The following is a 16655-nucleotide window of genomic DNA, read 5'->3' on the forward strand; positions in this document are numbered from 1 at the left end:
AATTGGAGGTGGTAGTTGTATTAGAAATAAAATTTTATTCCTTTGACGTTCTTTTTTCATAAAAAATATATGTGAAGTAAATGAGCCAAAAATAGATGGCAGAATGAGGCAACTCTAAAATAACATTAAAAAATACCCAAACGATTAATCCCCATAATGTAAAAAACAAGAATAACCGATCCTTGTCCATGGATCTTCTTTCGTTAAATATTTGACTAAATAAGCCTTTTATTGGCAAAAACAAAAGTAACAGGGGCACTACGCCAATATGATGTATAATAGTTAGAAACGAATTGTGCGGCGGCGTTACCCATCTTTCATATTTATAATTAACTCCAGTTTCCATAAATGAAGAATTAATTTCTCTAGTAAAGACTTTGGCATCTTCTAAGGACATGTAAGGCTGTCCAAAACCATCACCAAAAATCATGAAATTATCGATAATGGCCCGGTGTAGTACTTGCGACCAATAGATAATTCTCCAGGTAGCATTATTATCATTAAATTGAGGTAATTGAAACAAAAGCACCAATAACACTAATAATACGCCAGCAGTAATAAATCTAACCTTTGGCGTAAAGGAAATATAGAAATGGATCAAAAGCATAACAAACAATGCAAAAAAAGAAGATGCGTGACCCAAAAGTCCAGAAATTATTAAGGTCATTAAAAACACCAAAACTCTTTCGGAACCTTTGAAAAACACCAAAGCATAAGCTCCATATGTCAAAACGCCCATGACAACAACAGATGAAAAGTATGAAAACCATTCCAATGGTGAATAGTTTGGTACCGTTGCATATAAGTATGCAAAATATATTAATTGAACGACAATAGACCAAAAGGCGATTTTTTTGATAATAACAAGGGCCTTATCAATGTTTTCAGGTCTTTCGAACACCTTATTTGCTATGATATAGCAGCATATAAGATAGAAAAACATAAAGAATTGCCGGAAGAGATAAATGATATAATCCTTGCCTAAGTCAAAGAAAAGTAATGATTTTACTAAGTAAATTATTGAAATAAGGCAAAATAAAAAGATCGACGGAAATTTAAAAGTCAACTTTTCTCGTACCAAAGCAAAGATTGTAGCCAAAACCAGTAAAAAGTCGTGTACATATATGGGTCCTTTGAGCGGTAATTTAGAGAAGCCTCTATCAAAGAGAAATAACGCAACAACGATAATCATAAATATCGAAGCTGCTGGTTGTATTTTTATTTTTGATCGTTCCGCACTCATCTATTAATTTCTATATACCAACTAATTTTCAATATTGACTTTCTTACCAATTTTGTTTTTCAAAATTAGTAATATATAAACCGATACTATACCAACGAATGATATCAATGAGATTAATTTAGAGTTTATCAACATTAAGAGAAAATTAAGTGTTACTAATGCAATAGCACTTGGGATGAAATATAAGGCTCTATCTTTAAAAAACTTGAACTTACCTAAACCCCATCCGTGGATTAAAATGGCACATAATTCGCCTATAGAAATAGCTAAATAAATATAGGATTCGTTTGTATTGTCTACAAAACTGAATATAAAAACTAATAGCAATACGACTACAGCTCCAAAAATAAATCCGAGAGAATAAATCCTGTCTTTATTCTTTAAAATTAACTCTAATGGCCCAGCAAAGGATATAGATGTAAAAAAGATTGCTGGCAATAAGTACACCAAGCTATCCAGTGATTTTTGATAATCCTTAGTAAAAAACTTAATTGAAAACTCAGGGTAATAATAAAACACTATGATTACAGCAATAGATACAAATACGCCTATTTGATCGACAGATTTGACCAAATCTTCATCCGTAAGTTCTTTAAACAGAATTTGTACGAGCAATCTTTTAATTCCAATGTAAAAAACATAAATTTTTAATAAGAGATACGCATTTGCAATGGCGTGTTCGGTAAAAAAGAAACTTGCAAAAGAAACAATTCCCAAACCAAAAAAAACGAGCGCGAAAGAAGCAATACCCACACTGAATGACGCATAATAAGATTTATAAAAATCTTTTTTAGGTATCAAAAAGTAAGTTAGTTTATTAAAATATGAAGAAAGCAATCCTACTAAAAAATAAGTTAACAGTACTGTTATGATATAGGTAATTTTGACGTATTCATTATCAAATACCACACTTAGAATAATAAATACGGATAAAATAAAAACCCTTAAGAAAGACAGAAAAGCACCTTTTACGGGCTCACCCTTACCATAAAACGAATAATCGGAATTTAAAGCTATTAAGGGGATCACTACATAGAACAAAAGATGGTCCAGTTTAATTTCTTTAAAAAACAAATCAAAACTGATGACACTTACAAATAGGAGCAGAGAAAAAGTAAAGCGATCTCTTTGGCTATTTATTAATATTTTTTGCCATTTATCAGTTAATGCAATATCTCTTACAGTAACCAATTGAAGGCCTAAGGCTATAATTGCAGTAAAAATAACAACAAGAGATTCAAAATTTCCAATATCATAAACCAGCGTTTCATCCAGCGATTTTAAAAACCCAACTGAGGCCAAAGATATGATTTGAGAAAATCCTGTTAGTAGTGCAACAATAAATATTCTTTTAATCATATTACAGGTTTATAGACCTTAATTTAACTAAAAAACTAGCGTTTATCTTGCTAGCCTCGTTAACAGGAAATTAATTATCTATTTCTTTAAAACAAAATAAACTGATTGAGGAAAAAGCCTTCGAAACTTATTTTCAGTGTGATATTTAACATTATTTCTGAAAACGCTTGATAACACCTTATCAAAGTATACATAGGGTTTATAAGCATAAATAGGCTTTGAAAGTATGTTCTGGGTTAATCTTGAGAATAGGGTTGAAAGTGTAAAGCAATATTTCCGACTTAGGATGTCAAATTCAAGCCGCTTCAACTGGTCGTTAAGAAATGATTCAGGAAGGCCCCTTTCGTTTTTGGTGAGCGCATATCTTGGCTGTCTCCAGTCTCCCATGGACACTATGGGTTCTCTTAGTAACAATATGCCATCTTTCCTCATTGTTCTGTGGATTTCTTTCATTACATGAGAAACATTTGGGATATGATGGAGCACACCAAAACAGGTGACTAAATCAAAAAAGCCATCTTCAAAAATTATATCACCATTAATTTGTGGCTTGACATAGGTTATGGATTTGCCCTTAATTTTTTGTCCTTTAAGTTTATCTGAGGGTTCAAGAATATACAAATTTTCAACCTTATCTAAAATAGGTAAAAACTCATGGCCAGTGGCGGATCCAATACCCAAAACATTTTTATAAGTTTGGTTTTTGTCCAAATACTGATAGCCATGAACCCTATTGATATGTTCATAAAGATATATGTCCTGATCTAAAAGAGCCAATTCCCTTGAGTCAAGTTTAGCATAACCTTCCTCTTCTTCCTTATACCATTGGGTTATTTGCTCAATGTTGAAGTCGTCTCCATATAATTTTTGCCCTTTAAAATATTCTTCCATCTTAATAATTTAACCTAAGACTATGATCTTTTGTTATTTCTTCACCGGTACCAAACCCAATTTTATCAGAAGACAAACTTAATGTTTTCAATTCTTTATGAACTACAGCGTGAAATAAAATATCTACTTTTTCAAACTTTTCTTATAGAGACTAGGCTTTAAGTTTATACATTAAACTATTGAGCACCGCAATAAAAATTTGATCATTGGCGTAGTACCAAATTCGGAAAACGTATAGTCTCAGTGTACACTCAAGCAATAATCTGATAAGTGTTTTTTCTCACTCTAATCTCAATTACACGTATTATTAATGGTAACTGAAAACTATTTTACCTTAGAAAGTGCACAAATTAAACTATCTCTCCAAAATGGAATTTCTAGCGCAAATTCATCAGAAATTTTAGTGGTATCCAACACACTGTATTTAGGTCTCTCCGCTAAAGTCGCATAATCTCTCGAAAGAATTGGGTTTAAGATAAGGTTGTTGTTAGTCTGTTCAAAAATAGTTTTAGCAAAATCAAACCAACTGATATGACCCCGATTGGAATAATGGTAAACACTATAGTTGTCTGTATCCAGTTGAATTATTTGTATCAACGCTTCTGCTAGATCTACCGCATAGGTTGGGGAACCTATTTGGTCATTAACTACACTTAGCTGATCTCTTTCCGAACCCAACCTCAGCATGGTTTTCATAAAGTTATTTCCAAATTCAGAATACAACCATGAGGTCCTCACGATAAAGTGAGAGGGACAATTCTTTTTAACCTCTACTTCTCCATTTAATTTTGTCCGTCCATAAATACCCAGAGGATTAACACAATCTGTTTCTTTATAGGGGAGGGATTTTTTTCCATCAAAAACAAAATCGGTAGATATTTGAATTAACTTACTACCGTTCCAATGACAGGCATTGGCTATGTTTCTTGCACCAACTACATTAACTTGGTGTGCCAATTCCCGATTTTCTTCAGCATGATCTACCGCTGTATATGCTGCACAATTAATACACCAATGGATGTGATGATCTTCAAAGAATTCTAGCACATTCTTTTCAATAGTAATATCGAGTGTGTTTTTGTCTACAAACAAAAAACTAAGAGCCGGAAACTGCTTGGCAATGCTTTGGATGCATTGTCCCAATTGCCCATTACCACCTGTGACTAGAATCGTTGTTTTCATTTGAACAGAGTTTCAAACGTTGGAAGTTCTTTATCTTTTTCTGAAATAATAAGTTCGGATTCTGAAAATTTCCAATTGATCTGGAGTGTTTGATCATTAAAAATGATGCCACTTTCAGATGCTTTGTTGTAGTAATTATCGCATTTATATGAAAAAATGGTATGGTCTTCCAAAACTAAAAATCCATGTGCAAACCCTCTAGGAATATATAATTGTTTATTGTTTTGGGCACTCAAAACCATTGAGAAGTGTTGTCCAAAAGTTTTAGATTCTGGTCGAATATCTACGGCAACGTCCAAAACACTGCCTGTAATAACTCTAACCAATTTTGCCTGTCCAAAATCCCCTGTTTGAAAATGTAGTCCTCTTAAGACACCTTTTTGGGACTCTGATTGGTTGTCTTGAACAAACTCAATGGAAAGCCCTGTTAATTTTAAAAATTGCTGTTTATTGAAACTTTCAAAAAAACTGCCGCGTTCATCCGTAAAAATTTTTGGCGTAATTAAATAACAATCTTTTAAGTTCGTCTCTTCTATTCTCAAAATAACTTATTTTAAATCTATCAAATTTTGTCCATAGCCACTTTTTAAAAGCGGTTTGGCCAACGCATGTAATTGTTTTTTATTGATGAACCCCATTTTATAGGCAGCCTCTTCAATTGAGCCAATTTTTAAACCTTGACGTTCTTCAATTACTTGGACAAATTGAGCAGCCTGCATGAGCGATTTAAAGGTGCCTGTATCTAGCCAGGCGGTTCCTCTGTCCAAAATACTCACACTCAGTTTACCTTCCTTTAAATATGCTCTATTGACGTCGGTAATTTCCAATTCCCCTCTTTTACTTGGTGTAATACTCTTAGCTATTTCAATAACTGAATTATCATAAAAGTAGATTCCAGGAACAGCATAATTAGATTTTGGCGTGATCGGTTTTTCTTCTATAGAAATAGCATGCCCAGCATCATCAAATTCAACCACCCCATAACGCTCTGGATCATTGACATGATAAGCATAGATAATACCGCCATCTGGGTTGCTGTTGGCTTGCAATAGCTCAGACAGACCAGATCCATAGAAAATATTATCACCCAATATTAAGGCAACTTTTTCTTTCCCAATAAATTCTTCCCCAATTAGGAATGCTTGAGCTAAACCTTTAGGTTCTTCCTGTACTGCGTAATGAAATTCACAGCCAAACTGAGTGCCGTCACCCAACAGTAGTTTAAAAAGCGGTAAATCTTGAGGTGTCGAAATAATCAGAATTTCTTTAATACCCGAGGAGATTAAGGTCGATATAGGATAGTATATCATCGGTTTGTCATAGACAGGCATCAATTGCTTGCTTATGGCAAGGGTTAATGGATGTAACCTCGTTCCAGATCCTCCGGCTAAAATAATTCCTTTCATGTTAACTGTATTGCTTTTTATAATACGACTGATACGCCCCACTGGTCACATTTTTGAGCCATGCTGCATTCTCTAAATACCAATCAATAGTTATAGCAAGACCTTCTTCAAAAGTCAATGAAGGTTCCCATCCCAGTTCATTTTTAAGTTTATTGGCATCAATGGCATACCTTAAATCATGACCAGGCCTATCCTTGACATAAGTAATAAGTTTGTGGGAAGTTCCTTTGTCATTCTCCAATCTAAGATCCATCTGATCACACAAAAGGTTGATCAAATCAATGTTTTTCCATTCATTAAATCCGCCAATATTATAGGTTTCATTAATTTTACCTTTATGAAAGATTAAATCTATCGCCTCCGCATGATCTTCCACATAAAGCCAATCCCTGGTATAATTGCCATCGCCATAGACGGGGAGTGATTTTCCACTTACAATATTATTGATGAATAAAGGAATCAGTTTTTCTGGAAATTGAAAAGGTCCATAATTGTTTGAACAATTGGAAATGATATAAGGCAATCCATAAGTTTCTCCATATGCCCTTACAAAATGATCTGAGCTTGCTTTGGACGCTGAGTAAGGTGAATTAGGATCATAAGGTGTATCTTCTGTAAATAACCCCTCTTGACCTAGGCTGCCGTAAACCTCATCCGTACTGACATGGTAAAAAAGCTTGCCATTAAAATCATCTTTCCAGAGCATTTTAAAAGCATTCAGCAGATTCATAGTGCCTATAACATTTGTTTTTACAAATGCCAACGGATCTTCTATAGATCTGTCCACATGCGATTCGGCCGCTAGGTGTATAATCTTATCAAACCTATAGGTTTTAAATAAATTGTCAACAAAATCTTTATCAACAATATCTCCTTTTATAAAGTTGTAATTTGGTAGATCCTCAACATCTTTAAGGTTCTCTAAATTTCCGGCATATGTAAGGTTATCGAGATTATAAATTTGATGGTCAGGATATTTAGTTAAAAATAATCTAACAACGTGAGACCCAATAAAACCCGCTCCTCCTGTTATTAAAATTGACGTTTTACCTTGCATAACCTCGAACATATTTAACGGTTCGGTTGATCATAAAGATAATGATCATAACTAAAAACCCAATCAATGGAAATAGGATGGTATATCTTTCATTGAACTTGGAAGTTATACTACCCACCTCCTGAAATCCAGACACAACATCAAAAAAACTATCCTCTTCTACTTTCATTTCATCTAGTTTCGCTAATTTGTTTCTTAGAACAATTTCTCTTTCGAGCAATTCAAACTCTTTAGTTTTAGACTTACTTTCAGGTTCGAAAGAAAGACCTTCTCCAAAGCTAATTTTAGTAGCGCCCTTTCGGGATTCTTCTCGAAGAACCGAGATGTAAACTTTACTAAGGGAGTCAACTGAAGTAAGGGAAGCTAAAATGTTTGATTTCTGTATTGCAATCAAGGTATCCCTCCTTTGTTTCATACGCTCAGAATAGGTGGTCCTGAATGTTCTATTTAATCCATCTTCTAGATTTTTAAATATATCTTTTTTTGTTGATTCTACGTTGATCTCGAAAATTACTGAAGAGTAAATATCTCTATTTTGGATAAATTCTTTATAGGTAATAGTTCTTGCGCTAGATGTGTCAATAGATTCAAGAAAATTGCCATATGCTTGAGCTTTGTCATTATCACTCTCTGGTCCTGGCTTCACTTCAAAAGATTTTAGTTCTAAGGCAGATTCTACAGGAATTTCAAAGACATTTGATAACTCTTCGTAACCTTGTGTTTTAATCAACGTATTAAAATAATTGACGTTATTTATCAATTGATATTTAGAATCAAAATAAGGTTTTACCAGCAGTTGGGAAGAATAGACAACAGGCTGTCTTTTTTCAATGATAAAACCTAATATAAAGGCACTAATCAAGACAGCTAAAATAAGTTTAAAGTTGTCAATTATGACTTTTAGAATGAATATAATAAAACTGAATATGGCAGTAAATATTGAGCCTATAAACCGAAAAAACCGTTCAAAAAGCCTTCCGATTGCATTAAATAATTGACCCAAATCAACCTCATCATTTGGAGGCTGATGTTTACTTAAATTTTCATTCATAATAGTTATTTAATTAAATATTTGATGTAATATTTTTCTAGTGATCAAATAGGTTGGTTTTACACCTGTAGTTCCCAAACCCCCGGATGCTAGTGTGCTACCAGTTTCTAACGGATTATCACTGGCATAATACGCATATCTTACCTTAACATCAGGGTTGATACTGCCTCTAACTTTTGAAGCTGCCTGAATGGCTTTTTGGTAATGAGCACCTTCCATTTCCAAGCCAATGACATTCCACGTAGAATTGAAGAAGAATTTTAATATTTCCTTATTTTGAAGGGAGGTGCCTAAAACCGTAATCATTGTGCCTTCATAAACGTCAATATCATGTCCTTCAAAATCCGATTTGGACAGCTGATTTTCCAATGGGTAATTATCCGCAGTGCCTTCAAAAATATGTGCGGATGGAATCATAATATCACCTTTGCCTCCTTCTAAAATTCCGGCTTTACCCATAATGGAGATAGAATCGATATTCAGATGGATTTGCTTATCCTTTAATTTTATCGGTTTTAGCAGCTCATCAATGGTTTCATAAGCTTGTTCTCCAAAGGCGTAATCCATCACAAAAAGAACGGGTTTTTCTGAATCCTCAAACACTTTGGAATTCTCTAAATCTGTTTTGACGAAATCTATTTTAGCCGTGTCAAAAATTTGAACGTCAATATTGGTTCCTGACGCATCTGGAATGTAGATCATTCCTTTTGACAAGGCTTCTTTGGTGACTTTATTTCGTAATTCTTGATTTTCCTTTTGGCTTAATGCTTCGTAGACTTCAAACATACTCTTTTTTGTAGCCAAGGTCTTTAATGCTTGAGGCGCAAAAATAGAATTCATAACGCTGTGCATATTGGCACTGATGACATGGATAGGCCGATCAATCAGTCCGTTTTTTATTAAGGCTTCTTTAATGGTATCCGACCAAATTTCACCATGGATATGATGGCCCAATCGTTCTCTTAATACGGGACTAAAGGTTACCGTTCTTCCTTTGTTATTGACCACTTCCTCTATAGCAAGTTTGCCTAACCAATAGATTAAATGTAGAAATCGTTCTGGTTGGTCTGGCAAGGCAAAAGAACTGTACATTTGAGTCAGTTCATTAAACGTCCTGCCTAAAATATTCGCGGTATGCGCGATGGCAATCTCTCTTTCCGGTTGCGTCAATTCTTGATTGGAACGTACTGCTTTTTCCAATTTTAGCCAATCTCTCGTAGTAGTGCCCTCCTCATCAATAAGCACCCGCTTACTTATTTTGTGGGACTCTACAAACATGAAGGTCAAATGTGTTAAAATATCATAGATTTCAGAGCGGCCACGCGTGATCTCAATATTCATTTGCTCACTGTCTATACGGAAACAATTCCGTCTTCTTTTTGGTGGAATTATCGCTTTAAAATGTGAATTGCTATACCCTTCATCGCTAGTTAAGTTGATAAAAGTACATTCTTCAATCCCATAAGGTAGTCTGTCAACAACATAAAGCAGTCCTTCCAATTCCGCCTTTTCTTCTCCAATTGATCCATATATCTCAGGTCTCAAAAGTAATAACGACTCCCGAAGGGTTTCGCCAGAAATACCCATTGGCTTGTAAAATCCGCGATTAAACAAATGGCGCATTGTAATATACATTCTTTCAATGGCATTTGAGCTTTCCTGGGCTCTCGTTCGGACATGATACTTTTTATTCATAATTAGTGTTTATCCTGTAAAGATAGAATTATTTAGTTAAATTTTGTTGGGTTAGGGTGTCCGCTATTTTTCGGTCATTGGACAGCCTCGGGAGTTTATTTTGACCACCCAGTTTTCCTATAGATTTCATATAATCTTGAAAACCATTCTTTTTGACCCTGGAAATTTTTAAAGGTTGTAATACCTTACCCTGAATCAAGTCGAAATAGTAGCTGTTTTGCTTTTGGAGTGACATCTCAATCTTCTCTGCCAATTCCGAAAGATTATCAGGCTCATTTTCAAATTCAATAAACCATTCATGGAATGGCAGCCCGCTGGAGGGATTGATTTGTGGTGCCACCGTAAATTCTGAGACTTGAACGTTGGTTCCTTCAATCGCTTCATGAAGCGCCTGCTCTACTTCCTTACCAATTACGTGTTCGCCAAATGCAGATATGAAATGCTTAATCCGTCCGGAAACAATCACCCGATAGGGTTTCAACGACGTAAACTCAACCGTATCTCCAATATTATATGCCCATAGTCCTGCAGTTGATGAAATGATCATGACATAATTGGTTCTCAATTCCACATCTTTAATGGTAATTCTTTTTGGATGTTCATCAAAAAACTCCTCTGCTTTGATAAATTCATAAAAAATACCCGAATTTAATTGTAGCAGCATTCCTTTTTGATTTTGCTGGTCCTGATACGCGAAAAAACCTTCACTGGCAGGATAAAGTTCTATACTATCCACTTTTCGTCCTATTAGGCTTTCAAACTTTGCCCGATAGGGTTCATAATTAACACCTCCAAAAATAAATAGGTTGAAATTCTTAAAAACATCACCCACCTTTTTCCCTGTTTTTTCATTGATTCTTTCAAAATACATCTGTACCCAAGAAGGAATTCCTGAAATTACGGTCATGTTTTCCGGCAGGGTTTCAGCAACAATAGCCTCCACTTTCGTTTCCCAATCTTCAATACAGTTGGTTTCCCAGGAAGGCATTCTATTTTTTTGAAGATATTTTGGAACGAAATGGGCAACAATCCCTGATAAACGCCCAAGTTGGATCCCGTTTTGTTCCTTTAAAATGGGGCTGCCCTGCAGAAAAATCATTTTACCATTCACAAACTCAGAATTCCCGGTTTCTGCAATGTACATGAGAATGGCATTTCTGGCAGCTTCAACATGTGTTGGCATGCTTTCTTTGGTGAGCGGAATGTATTTCGAACCCGAAGTAGTTCCGGATGTTTTAGCGAAATATAAAGGCTTGCCCTTCCATAAAATATCTGATTCTCCCGCAACCACCCGTTCTACATAAGGCTTTAATTCTTCATAATCCCGAACGGGAACACGGGAAATAAAGTCAGCATGCGATTGGATCTTCCTGAAATCGTGGTCCTTCCCAAATTGGGTGTTTTGCGCTTCGTAGATGAGCTTTTTGAACACAGCGTTTTGGGTTTCAATGGGGTTATTCGCCCATTTCAAAACCGACTTTCTAACGAAGTGCGCAAAGACTTTGGCAAGAGCCGATTTTATTGTAAACATTATTTAAAATCTATAAAATTGGTTGGATTGATAGGATAGCCTTTACTCCATAATTCAAAGTGCAAATGTGGCCCTGTCGTGTATTCACCTGTATTTCCTGAAATGGCTATGACTTCTCCTGCTTTAACTATATCACCTTGTTCCTTGGTAAGCGATGCATTATGCTTATATACCGAAATAAGTTCATAACTGTGTTCGATGATAACCACGTACCCCGTTTCTGAGGTCCATTCTGCAAAAATAACGGTCCCATCTGCTGTAGCCTTCACTGGCGTGTTTTTAGCAACAATAATATCAACGGCATAATGTTTTTCCTTCACATTATAACCTTCTGATATAGTTCCATTTACCGGTGGAAACAAAACGAAATTTGAGGCAGAGATGGCCGATTCAAAAAAGTTGTACTTATCTTCCTTATCCACTTTTTCGCGTAATAAGGAATCTTGCTTGGTCGGTTTAATATCTATTTGCCCTGTTTCGTCATGGAAAGCGTTTAAAATAGAGTCTTTGTTGAATTCTACGGTTTTAACATCCCCTGTAAGCACACGTTTAATGGACGCAAAATATTTTTCATTGACCTCGATCACCTGCTTCAAGGAATCAGTTTTAAAACTGAGCTGTGTGGCTTGCTTTTTTAATTTCGCCGAAGAATACCCCGGTATATACTCCCTCAAAGGCGTAAAAGCGATTAAAAAGATCGTACCCGCTACAAGCAGAATACTGCTCAAAGACACAATAACAAACACATTCAAGCGTGTTAACTTAATAGCAAAGCGTTCTTCAAAGGTGTCCTCATTAAGGATTACCAATCGGTACTTATGAAGTAGCTTTTTTGTGAATTTCTTCTCTTTTTTTCTAGTGGTCATGCTAAACAAAATTAAATAAAATTAAGGCAATCTATATTGTCTTTCATCTAAAGTTTGATTTTAACGTTTAATTTGAAGTTTAATTATTAAATTTGCTGTTCAAATCAAATGTTATGATAGCATCAAGTATTTTTTTAGCAGTTGGACCATGGCAAATAGTAGTCGTAGTCGTGTTGGTATTATTGCTTTTTGGAGGCAAGAAAATTCCAGAACTCATGAGAGGTTTAGGAAGTGGCATTAAAGAGTTTAAAGATGCCAGTAAGGAAGAAAGCGATGAAACGACCACTTCCACTAATAAAAACAAGTAAGAATTTCCTATAAAACCAAAAGAGCCAACTTTATCGTTGGCTCTTTTTTTTGTATGATATGTTCTGCTCAATGAGATTATTTTATCTTAATGGATTTTATAATAGCTTCCAATTCAAAAATATTATTCCGTTTTTCAACCGACGGAGAAAAAACGTAACCTTCAATGACAACATATCTATCGTTTGCTTTATCTTCAATGGCGTAGTTTATAAAAGGCCCCGACATAAAAGCGTTCTTCACGTCCCAAATACCTCTGGTTTCAAATGTTGGCTTCCCATCAACACTAGTTTCATATAAATAAGGTGTATAAGCATTTTCTGTAATCATATAAGAACCTTCCACGGGACCAGGAATATGGACTTTCCCGATAGAATCCCTCATTCTAATAATATCAATGATGGTGCTATCTCCTTTTTTTATGGTGTTAAGGGGCACTTCATATATCATGATGTCCATTGTGCCCGTTGGAATATCTTTTCTGATCCAAAAGAAATCCTTTTCTTGTTTGGCGATCCGATAGGCCGTTTGAAAATTTAACTTGACACCTAAGGATTCTTGTAGTGGACCGTCATCTCTTAATGAAATCCTAATGCGCCGTTGGTTTTCCTTCAACTCTTCTTTCTTGAAAGCAGCAATTATTTTATCGCCATTCATCTCTAATTGATCATTAATTTCCTGATCGGACTTTCCAGAAACAACCGCAACGGTTTGAGGTCTTGCGTACACATCATTTCTAATGACGACACCCGCTTCGCCCCCTTTTTCTATTTTTAAAATGATCCTGTTTTTAGTGGCAAAGCCTTCAAATACCATAGGTGGTATTTGATTAAGTGAAAACACAGGTTCTTCTGGACTTAAAAGCGGTATAGAGGCCGCAACAACGTCTCTAATGGTTTCCCCTACACTATCATCCCAAAGTAAATTGTCAACGACCACCAATAGGTTATTAATGTTTCCATTAGATCCAGGAATGATTCGTTGATCTTTACCTTTGTTACAAGAAGTAAACAAGATTAAAGAAAAGGCAATAGCGTAAAAGGTTTTCATGTTGTGGTTTTTAAATTTATAACACTTAACGTGAAAGTTTAAGTGTTGTTCCTGCTTTTAAATTATTACCACTAATATCGTTCCAATCTTTGATATTTTGAATTGAAACGCCTGGAAACTTTTTAGAAATGCTCCACAACGAATCTCCAGACTTCACTTTATAAGTCTTTGAAGAATTTGAAGTACTGCTTTGAACCGTTGATTTTGTTGAAGCATTAGCCAACGATTTTGACGCCGACGTAGTTGGCTGTGTTCTATAAACTGTGAGGCGCTGGCCTATTTTTAAATCATTGCTCCGCAGTCCGTTCCATTGTTTTAACTGGGATACCCTTACATTAAATTGCCGGGCAATTTTTCCTAAGTTATCACCCGACACCACTCTATACGTGGTTTTTGTTTCTGACTCAAACAACTGTGGTAAGGGCTTTTCACGTTTGTTCATTTCATTGGTCACAAACTCGTAAATACTGGCTTCATTGGTCACAAACTTTCCAACGGCATGCCTTGGCAATCTTAGGGTGTAATTTTTTCCTTCCACATACGGAATGATATCCAACTTATAAGATGGGTTTAAAAACTGAAGTTCTTCCATGGGAAGATCCAACAATTCAGACACTTGATCCAGACTGATCATTTGTTTGACGTGAATGGTATCCGTATCAATATATCTAAATTCTGGTCGGTGTTTTTTAAATCCATGCTCCTCGGCATATTCAAAAATATACATTGTAGCTAAAAAAGCCGGCAAATAGCCTGCAGTTTCCTTTGGTAAATAAGGTCTGATATTCCAATAGTTTTCATACCCTCCTGATCGTCGGATGGCTTTACTGACATTACCCGGTCCACAATTATAAGATGCCAAAGCCAAATCCCAGTCGCCAAAGATCTCGTATAGCCTGGCAAGATATTTACTGGCCGCTTCTGTAGATTTAAGCGGATCACTCCGTTCATCCACATAACTGGTGACATTTAAATTATACTGCTTACCGGTAGCAAACATAAATTGCCATAAACCTGTAGCCCCTACTCGCGACTTTGCTCTTGGCTTTAATGCCGATTCCACAATGGCCAAGTATTTTATTTCCAAGGGAATATTATAATTGTCCAGTTCTCTTTCAAACATTGGGAAATAATAATCGCTCAAAGACATTAAACGCTCCAAAGAATTGCGTCGGTGTTTTAAGTAAGATTTGATCACACTTTCTAAAGACTCATTGTATTCTATGTTAAAAGGTGTTTTGGAGCTCAGTTTATGAAGCCTTGCTTTCAACGTGTCGGTAGGCAACTCAGGATAGTCAACAGCATCGTATTTTAAATCTGTAACAGAGGCATAGATACTGTCAAACAATTCATTGCTGTATAATTCGTCGAGCCACTTTTGGTCGATTTCTGATGCTAATTGTAAATCCTCAATGGTTTTTGCGGATAGGGAATCGGCTACTGTAGCCATTTCAATGGCGGCCAAATTCTTCCCATCACTAATGGAATCAATTTGAACTGAAACAGTTTTGTCAGGTGCGACGGGAGTGTCTGTTTTTTTAGTTTTAATTTGAGAGAAACTAAAACCACATACACACAAGGCACCAAAAGTCAAGGATACTAGTTTTTGGTTCATTAGTAAGGTGTTTTATAAGTCAACGATGAGTTGGTTAAATTCGTACAATAATATCTAAAATGATTATATAAAACAACAATTTAACATACACAAGTGCATCTCACCGAATAAATCATCCTCTTATCTATGGTTTTGATGAGAAAGTTCCAATTTTTACAAGCTTATTATTTCAAGATGGCTGCAATTCCTGGTAGCGTTTTTCCTTCTAGACTTTCTAGCATAGCACCACCGCCCGTACTCACATAACTTACTTTATTTTCAAAGCCAAATTGTTTCACGGCAGCCACTGAGTCGCCACCTCCAACAAGAGAAAAAGCGCCCTTTTTGGTGGCTTCCGCGATTGACTTACCAAGTTCAATTGTACCATTTGCAAAATTCTCCATCTCAAAAACTCCCAAAGGACCGTTCCATAATATGGTTTTGCACTGAAGGACGACCTCATGAAAATTTCGAATAGTTTGTGGGCCGGCATCCAAACCTTGCCATCCATCAGGAATTTCATTAACCTTTACAATTTGGGTATTGGCGTCATTGCTAAAGGCATCTGCAGCAATGACATCAACAGGAAGATGGACTTTTACATTTTTTTCCTTAGCTTTTTCGAGGATTTCCAATGCCAATTCCATTTTATCATCTTCACAGATAGAATCCCCTATTTTCCCTCCTTGTGCTTTTACGAATGTAAAAGTCATTCCGCCACCAATAATCAAGTGGTCCACCTTATCTAATATATTTTCTATAATGGTGATTTTAGAAGATACCTTAGCTCCGCCAAGAATTGCTAAAACAGGTTTTTCACCATTCTCCATCACTTTCTTGATACTTTCAATCTCCTGCTCCAATAAATAACCGAAGTATTTTCTTTCTGGGAAAAAATCCGCAATTACAGCCGTTGAAGCATGTGCTCTATGTGCCGTTCCAAAAGCATCATTCACATAAACATCACCTAATTTTGATAGTTGTTCGGCAAAATCTTTATCTCCTGCCTCTTCCTCCTTATGAAATCTCAAATTCTCAAGAAGTAAGATTTCACCTGGTTCTAAATTATCTGAAGCCGCTTGTGCTGCCCCTCCTACACTACTTGAAACAAAAATGGTTTTTACACCAATAATTTCTTCCACTTTCTTATGAATATGTTTCAATGAAAATTCTGCCTGAACCCCTTTTGGCCGTCCCAGATGTGACATTCAGATACAACTGCCACCATCTTCCGAAATTTTCATAATGGTAGGTTTTGCCGCAACAATTCTGCTATCATCAGTGACCATAAACTGATCGTCTAAAGGCACATTAAAATCTACTCTTATCAGAGCTTTTTTATTTTTAAAATTGAAATCGTTCAAGGTTTTCATGAGTATCTATTTATTATAACATCAAAACAAATGTAACCATTTCTAAAATGA

14 protein-coding genes and 1 pseudogene are annotated in these 16655 nt (G+C 35.7%); 1 reads left to right on the plus strand and 14 read right to left on the minus strand.

Annotation, left to right across the window (positions count from 1 at the left end; all coding sequences use genetic code 11):
• Positions 1-34 precede the first annotated feature (34 nt).
• From VLZ86_RS12325 to VLZ86_RS12375, 11 genes are all read right to left on the minus strand, one after another.
• A complete protein-coding gene (locus VLZ86_RS12325) occupies positions 35-739 on the minus strand; it encodes a hypothetical protein (protein ID WP_325451759.1) in 705 nt (234 codons plus the stop codon).
• A gap of 525 nt (positions 740-1264) precedes the next feature.
• Positions 1265-2602, minus strand: coding sequence for a hypothetical protein (locus VLZ86_RS12330; protein WP_325451761.1), 1338 nt, complete (start codon positions 2600-2602; stop codon positions 1265-1267).
• 78 nt (positions 2603-2680) lie between these two features.
• Entirely contained in the window at positions 2681-3493 is an 813-nt protein-coding gene (locus VLZ86_RS12335) for a class I SAM-dependent methyltransferase (protein ID WP_325451763.1), read from the minus strand.
• A 324-nt stretch (positions 3494-3817) separates the two neighbouring features.
• Positions 3818-4675, minus strand: coding sequence for a dTDP-4-dehydrorhamnose reductase (gene rfbD / locus VLZ86_RS12340; protein WP_325451765.1), 858 nt, complete (start codon positions 4673-4675; stop codon positions 3818-3820).
• On the minus strand, positions 4672-5217 hold the full coding sequence (rfbC, locus tag VLZ86_RS12345) for a dTDP-4-dehydrorhamnose 3,5-epimerase (protein WP_325451767.1): 546 nt from the start codon (positions 5215-5217) through the stop codon (positions 4672-4674). Before rfbC ends, rfbD begins: the two co-directional genes overlap by 4 nt.
• Positions 5218-5223: 6 nt before the next feature.
• Entirely contained in the window at positions 5224-6081 is an 858-nt protein-coding gene (gene rfbA / locus VLZ86_RS12350; protein WP_325451769.1) for a glucose-1-phosphate thymidylyltransferase RfbA, read from the minus strand.
• A 1-nt stretch (position 6082) separates the two neighbouring features.
• Positions 6083-7138 carry a dTDP-glucose 4,6-dehydratase gene (gene rfbB / locus VLZ86_RS12355; RefSeq protein ID WP_325451772.1) on the minus strand — a complete coding sequence of 352 codons (1056 nt, stop codon included), beginning with the start codon at positions 7136-7138 and terminating at the stop codon, positions 6083-6085.
• Positions 7128-8189 (minus strand): hypothetical protein, encoded by a 1062-nt coding sequence (locus VLZ86_RS12360; RefSeq protein ID WP_325451774.1) that lies wholly within the window; start codon positions 8187-8189, stop codon positions 7128-7130. The genes rfbB and VLZ86_RS12360 overlap by 11 nt, the downstream gene beginning before the upstream one ends.
• A gap of 9 nt (positions 8190-8198) precedes the next feature.
• Positions 8199-9884 (minus strand): DUF6909 family protein, encoded by a 1686-nt coding sequence (locus VLZ86_RS12365; RefSeq protein WP_325451776.1) that lies wholly within the window; start codon positions 9882-9884, stop codon positions 8199-8201.
• A gap of 28 nt (positions 9885-9912) precedes the next feature.
• On the minus strand, positions 9913-11415 hold the full coding sequence (locus tag VLZ86_RS12370) for a GH3 auxin-responsive promoter family protein (RefSeq protein ID WP_325451778.1): 1503 nt from the start codon (positions 11413-11415) through the stop codon (positions 9913-9915).
• Positions 11415-12281 carry a M23 family metallopeptidase gene (locus tag VLZ86_RS12375; protein WP_325451780.1) on the minus strand — a complete coding sequence of 289 codons (867 nt, stop codon included), beginning with the start codon at positions 12279-12281 and terminating at the stop codon, positions 11415-11417. Before VLZ86_RS12375 ends, VLZ86_RS12370 begins: the two co-directional genes overlap by 1 nt.
• A gap of 113 nt (positions 12282-12394) precedes the next feature.
• Here VLZ86_RS12375 and VLZ86_RS12380 point away from each other — a divergent pair, with 113 nt between their 5' ends.
• Complete coding sequence (locus VLZ86_RS12380; RefSeq protein ID WP_325451782.1) at positions 12395-12589, plus strand: twin-arginine translocase TatA/TatE family subunit; 195 nt, start codon at positions 12395-12397, stop codon at positions 12587-12589.
• Between the two features lie 76 nt (positions 12590-12665).
• On the opposite strand, the gene VLZ86_RS12385 is transcribed toward VLZ86_RS12380, so the two are convergent.
• From VLZ86_RS12385 to VLZ86_RS12395, 3 genes and pseudogenes are all read right to left on the minus strand, one after another.
• Positions 12666-13637, minus strand: a complete 972-nt coding sequence (locus tag VLZ86_RS12385) for a DUF4837 family protein (RefSeq protein ID WP_325451784.1) — start codon at positions 13635-13637, stop codon at positions 12666-12668.
• A gap of 25 nt (positions 13638-13662) precedes the next feature.
• On the minus strand, positions 13663-15252 hold the full coding sequence (locus VLZ86_RS12390) for a lytic transglycosylase domain-containing protein (RefSeq protein ID WP_414652556.1): 1590 nt from the start codon (positions 15250-15252) through the stop codon (positions 13663-13665).
• 164 nt (positions 15253-15416) lie between these two features.
• Positions 15417-16604 (minus strand): annotated as a pseudogene (locus VLZ86_RS12395) (phosphoglycerate kinase).
• Positions 16605-16655: the final 51 nt, after the last annotated feature.

It is taken from the genome of Gelidibacter sp. (assembly GCF_035515035.1).
Taxonomy (GTDB): Bacteria; Bacteroidota; Bacteroidia; order Flavobacteriales; family Flavobacteriaceae; genus Gelidibacter.

Coding starts and splice junctions, on each gene's coding strand:
- rfbD (WP_325451765.1), bottom strand. CDS start 4,675: ATGAAAACAACGATTCTAGTCACAGGTGGTAATGGGCAATTGGGACAA.
- rfbB (WP_325451772.1), bottom strand. CDS start 7,138: ATGCAAGGTAAAACGTCAATTTTAATAACAGGAGGAGCGGGTTTTATT.
- VLZ86_RS12385 (WP_325451784.1), bottom strand. CDS start 13,637: ATGAAAACCTTTTACGCTATTGCCTTTTCTTTAATCTTGTTTACTTCT.
- VLZ86_RS12370 (WP_325451778.1), bottom strand. CDS start 11,415: ATGTTTACAATAAAATCGGCTCTTGCCAAAGTCTTTGCGCACTTCGTT.
- VLZ86_RS12330 (WP_325451761.1), bottom strand. CDS start 2,602: ATGATTAAAAGAATATTTATTGTTGCACTACTAACAGGATTTTCTCAA.
- VLZ86_RS12335 (WP_325451763.1), bottom strand. CDS start 3,493: ATGGAAGAATATTTTAAAGGGCAAAAATTATATGGAGACGACTTCAAC.
- VLZ86_RS12380 (WP_325451782.1), top strand. CDS start 12,395: ATGATAGCATCAAGTATTTTTTTAGCAGTTGGACCATGGCAAATAGTA.
- VLZ86_RS12360 (WP_325451774.1), bottom strand. CDS start 8,189: ATGAATGAAAATTTAAGTAAACATCAGCCTCCAAATGATGAGGTTGAT.
- rfbA (WP_325451769.1), bottom strand. CDS start 6,081: ATGAAAGGAATTATTTTAGCCGGAGGATCTGGAACGAGGTTACATCCA.
- VLZ86_RS12325 (WP_325451759.1), bottom strand. CDS start 739: ATGGGCGTTTTGACATATGGAGCTTATGCTTTGGTGTTTTTCAAAGGT.
- VLZ86_RS12365 (WP_325451776.1), bottom strand. CDS start 9,884: ATGAATAAAAAGTATCATGTCCGAACGAGAGCCCAGGAAAGCTCAAAT.
- VLZ86_RS12390 (WP_414652556.1), bottom strand. CDS start 15,252: ATGAACCAAAAACTAGTATCCTTGACTTTTGGTGCCTTGTGTGTATGT.
- VLZ86_RS12375 (WP_325451780.1), bottom strand. CDS start 12,281: ATGACCACTAGAAAAAAAGAGAAGAAATTCACAAAAAAGCTACTTCAT.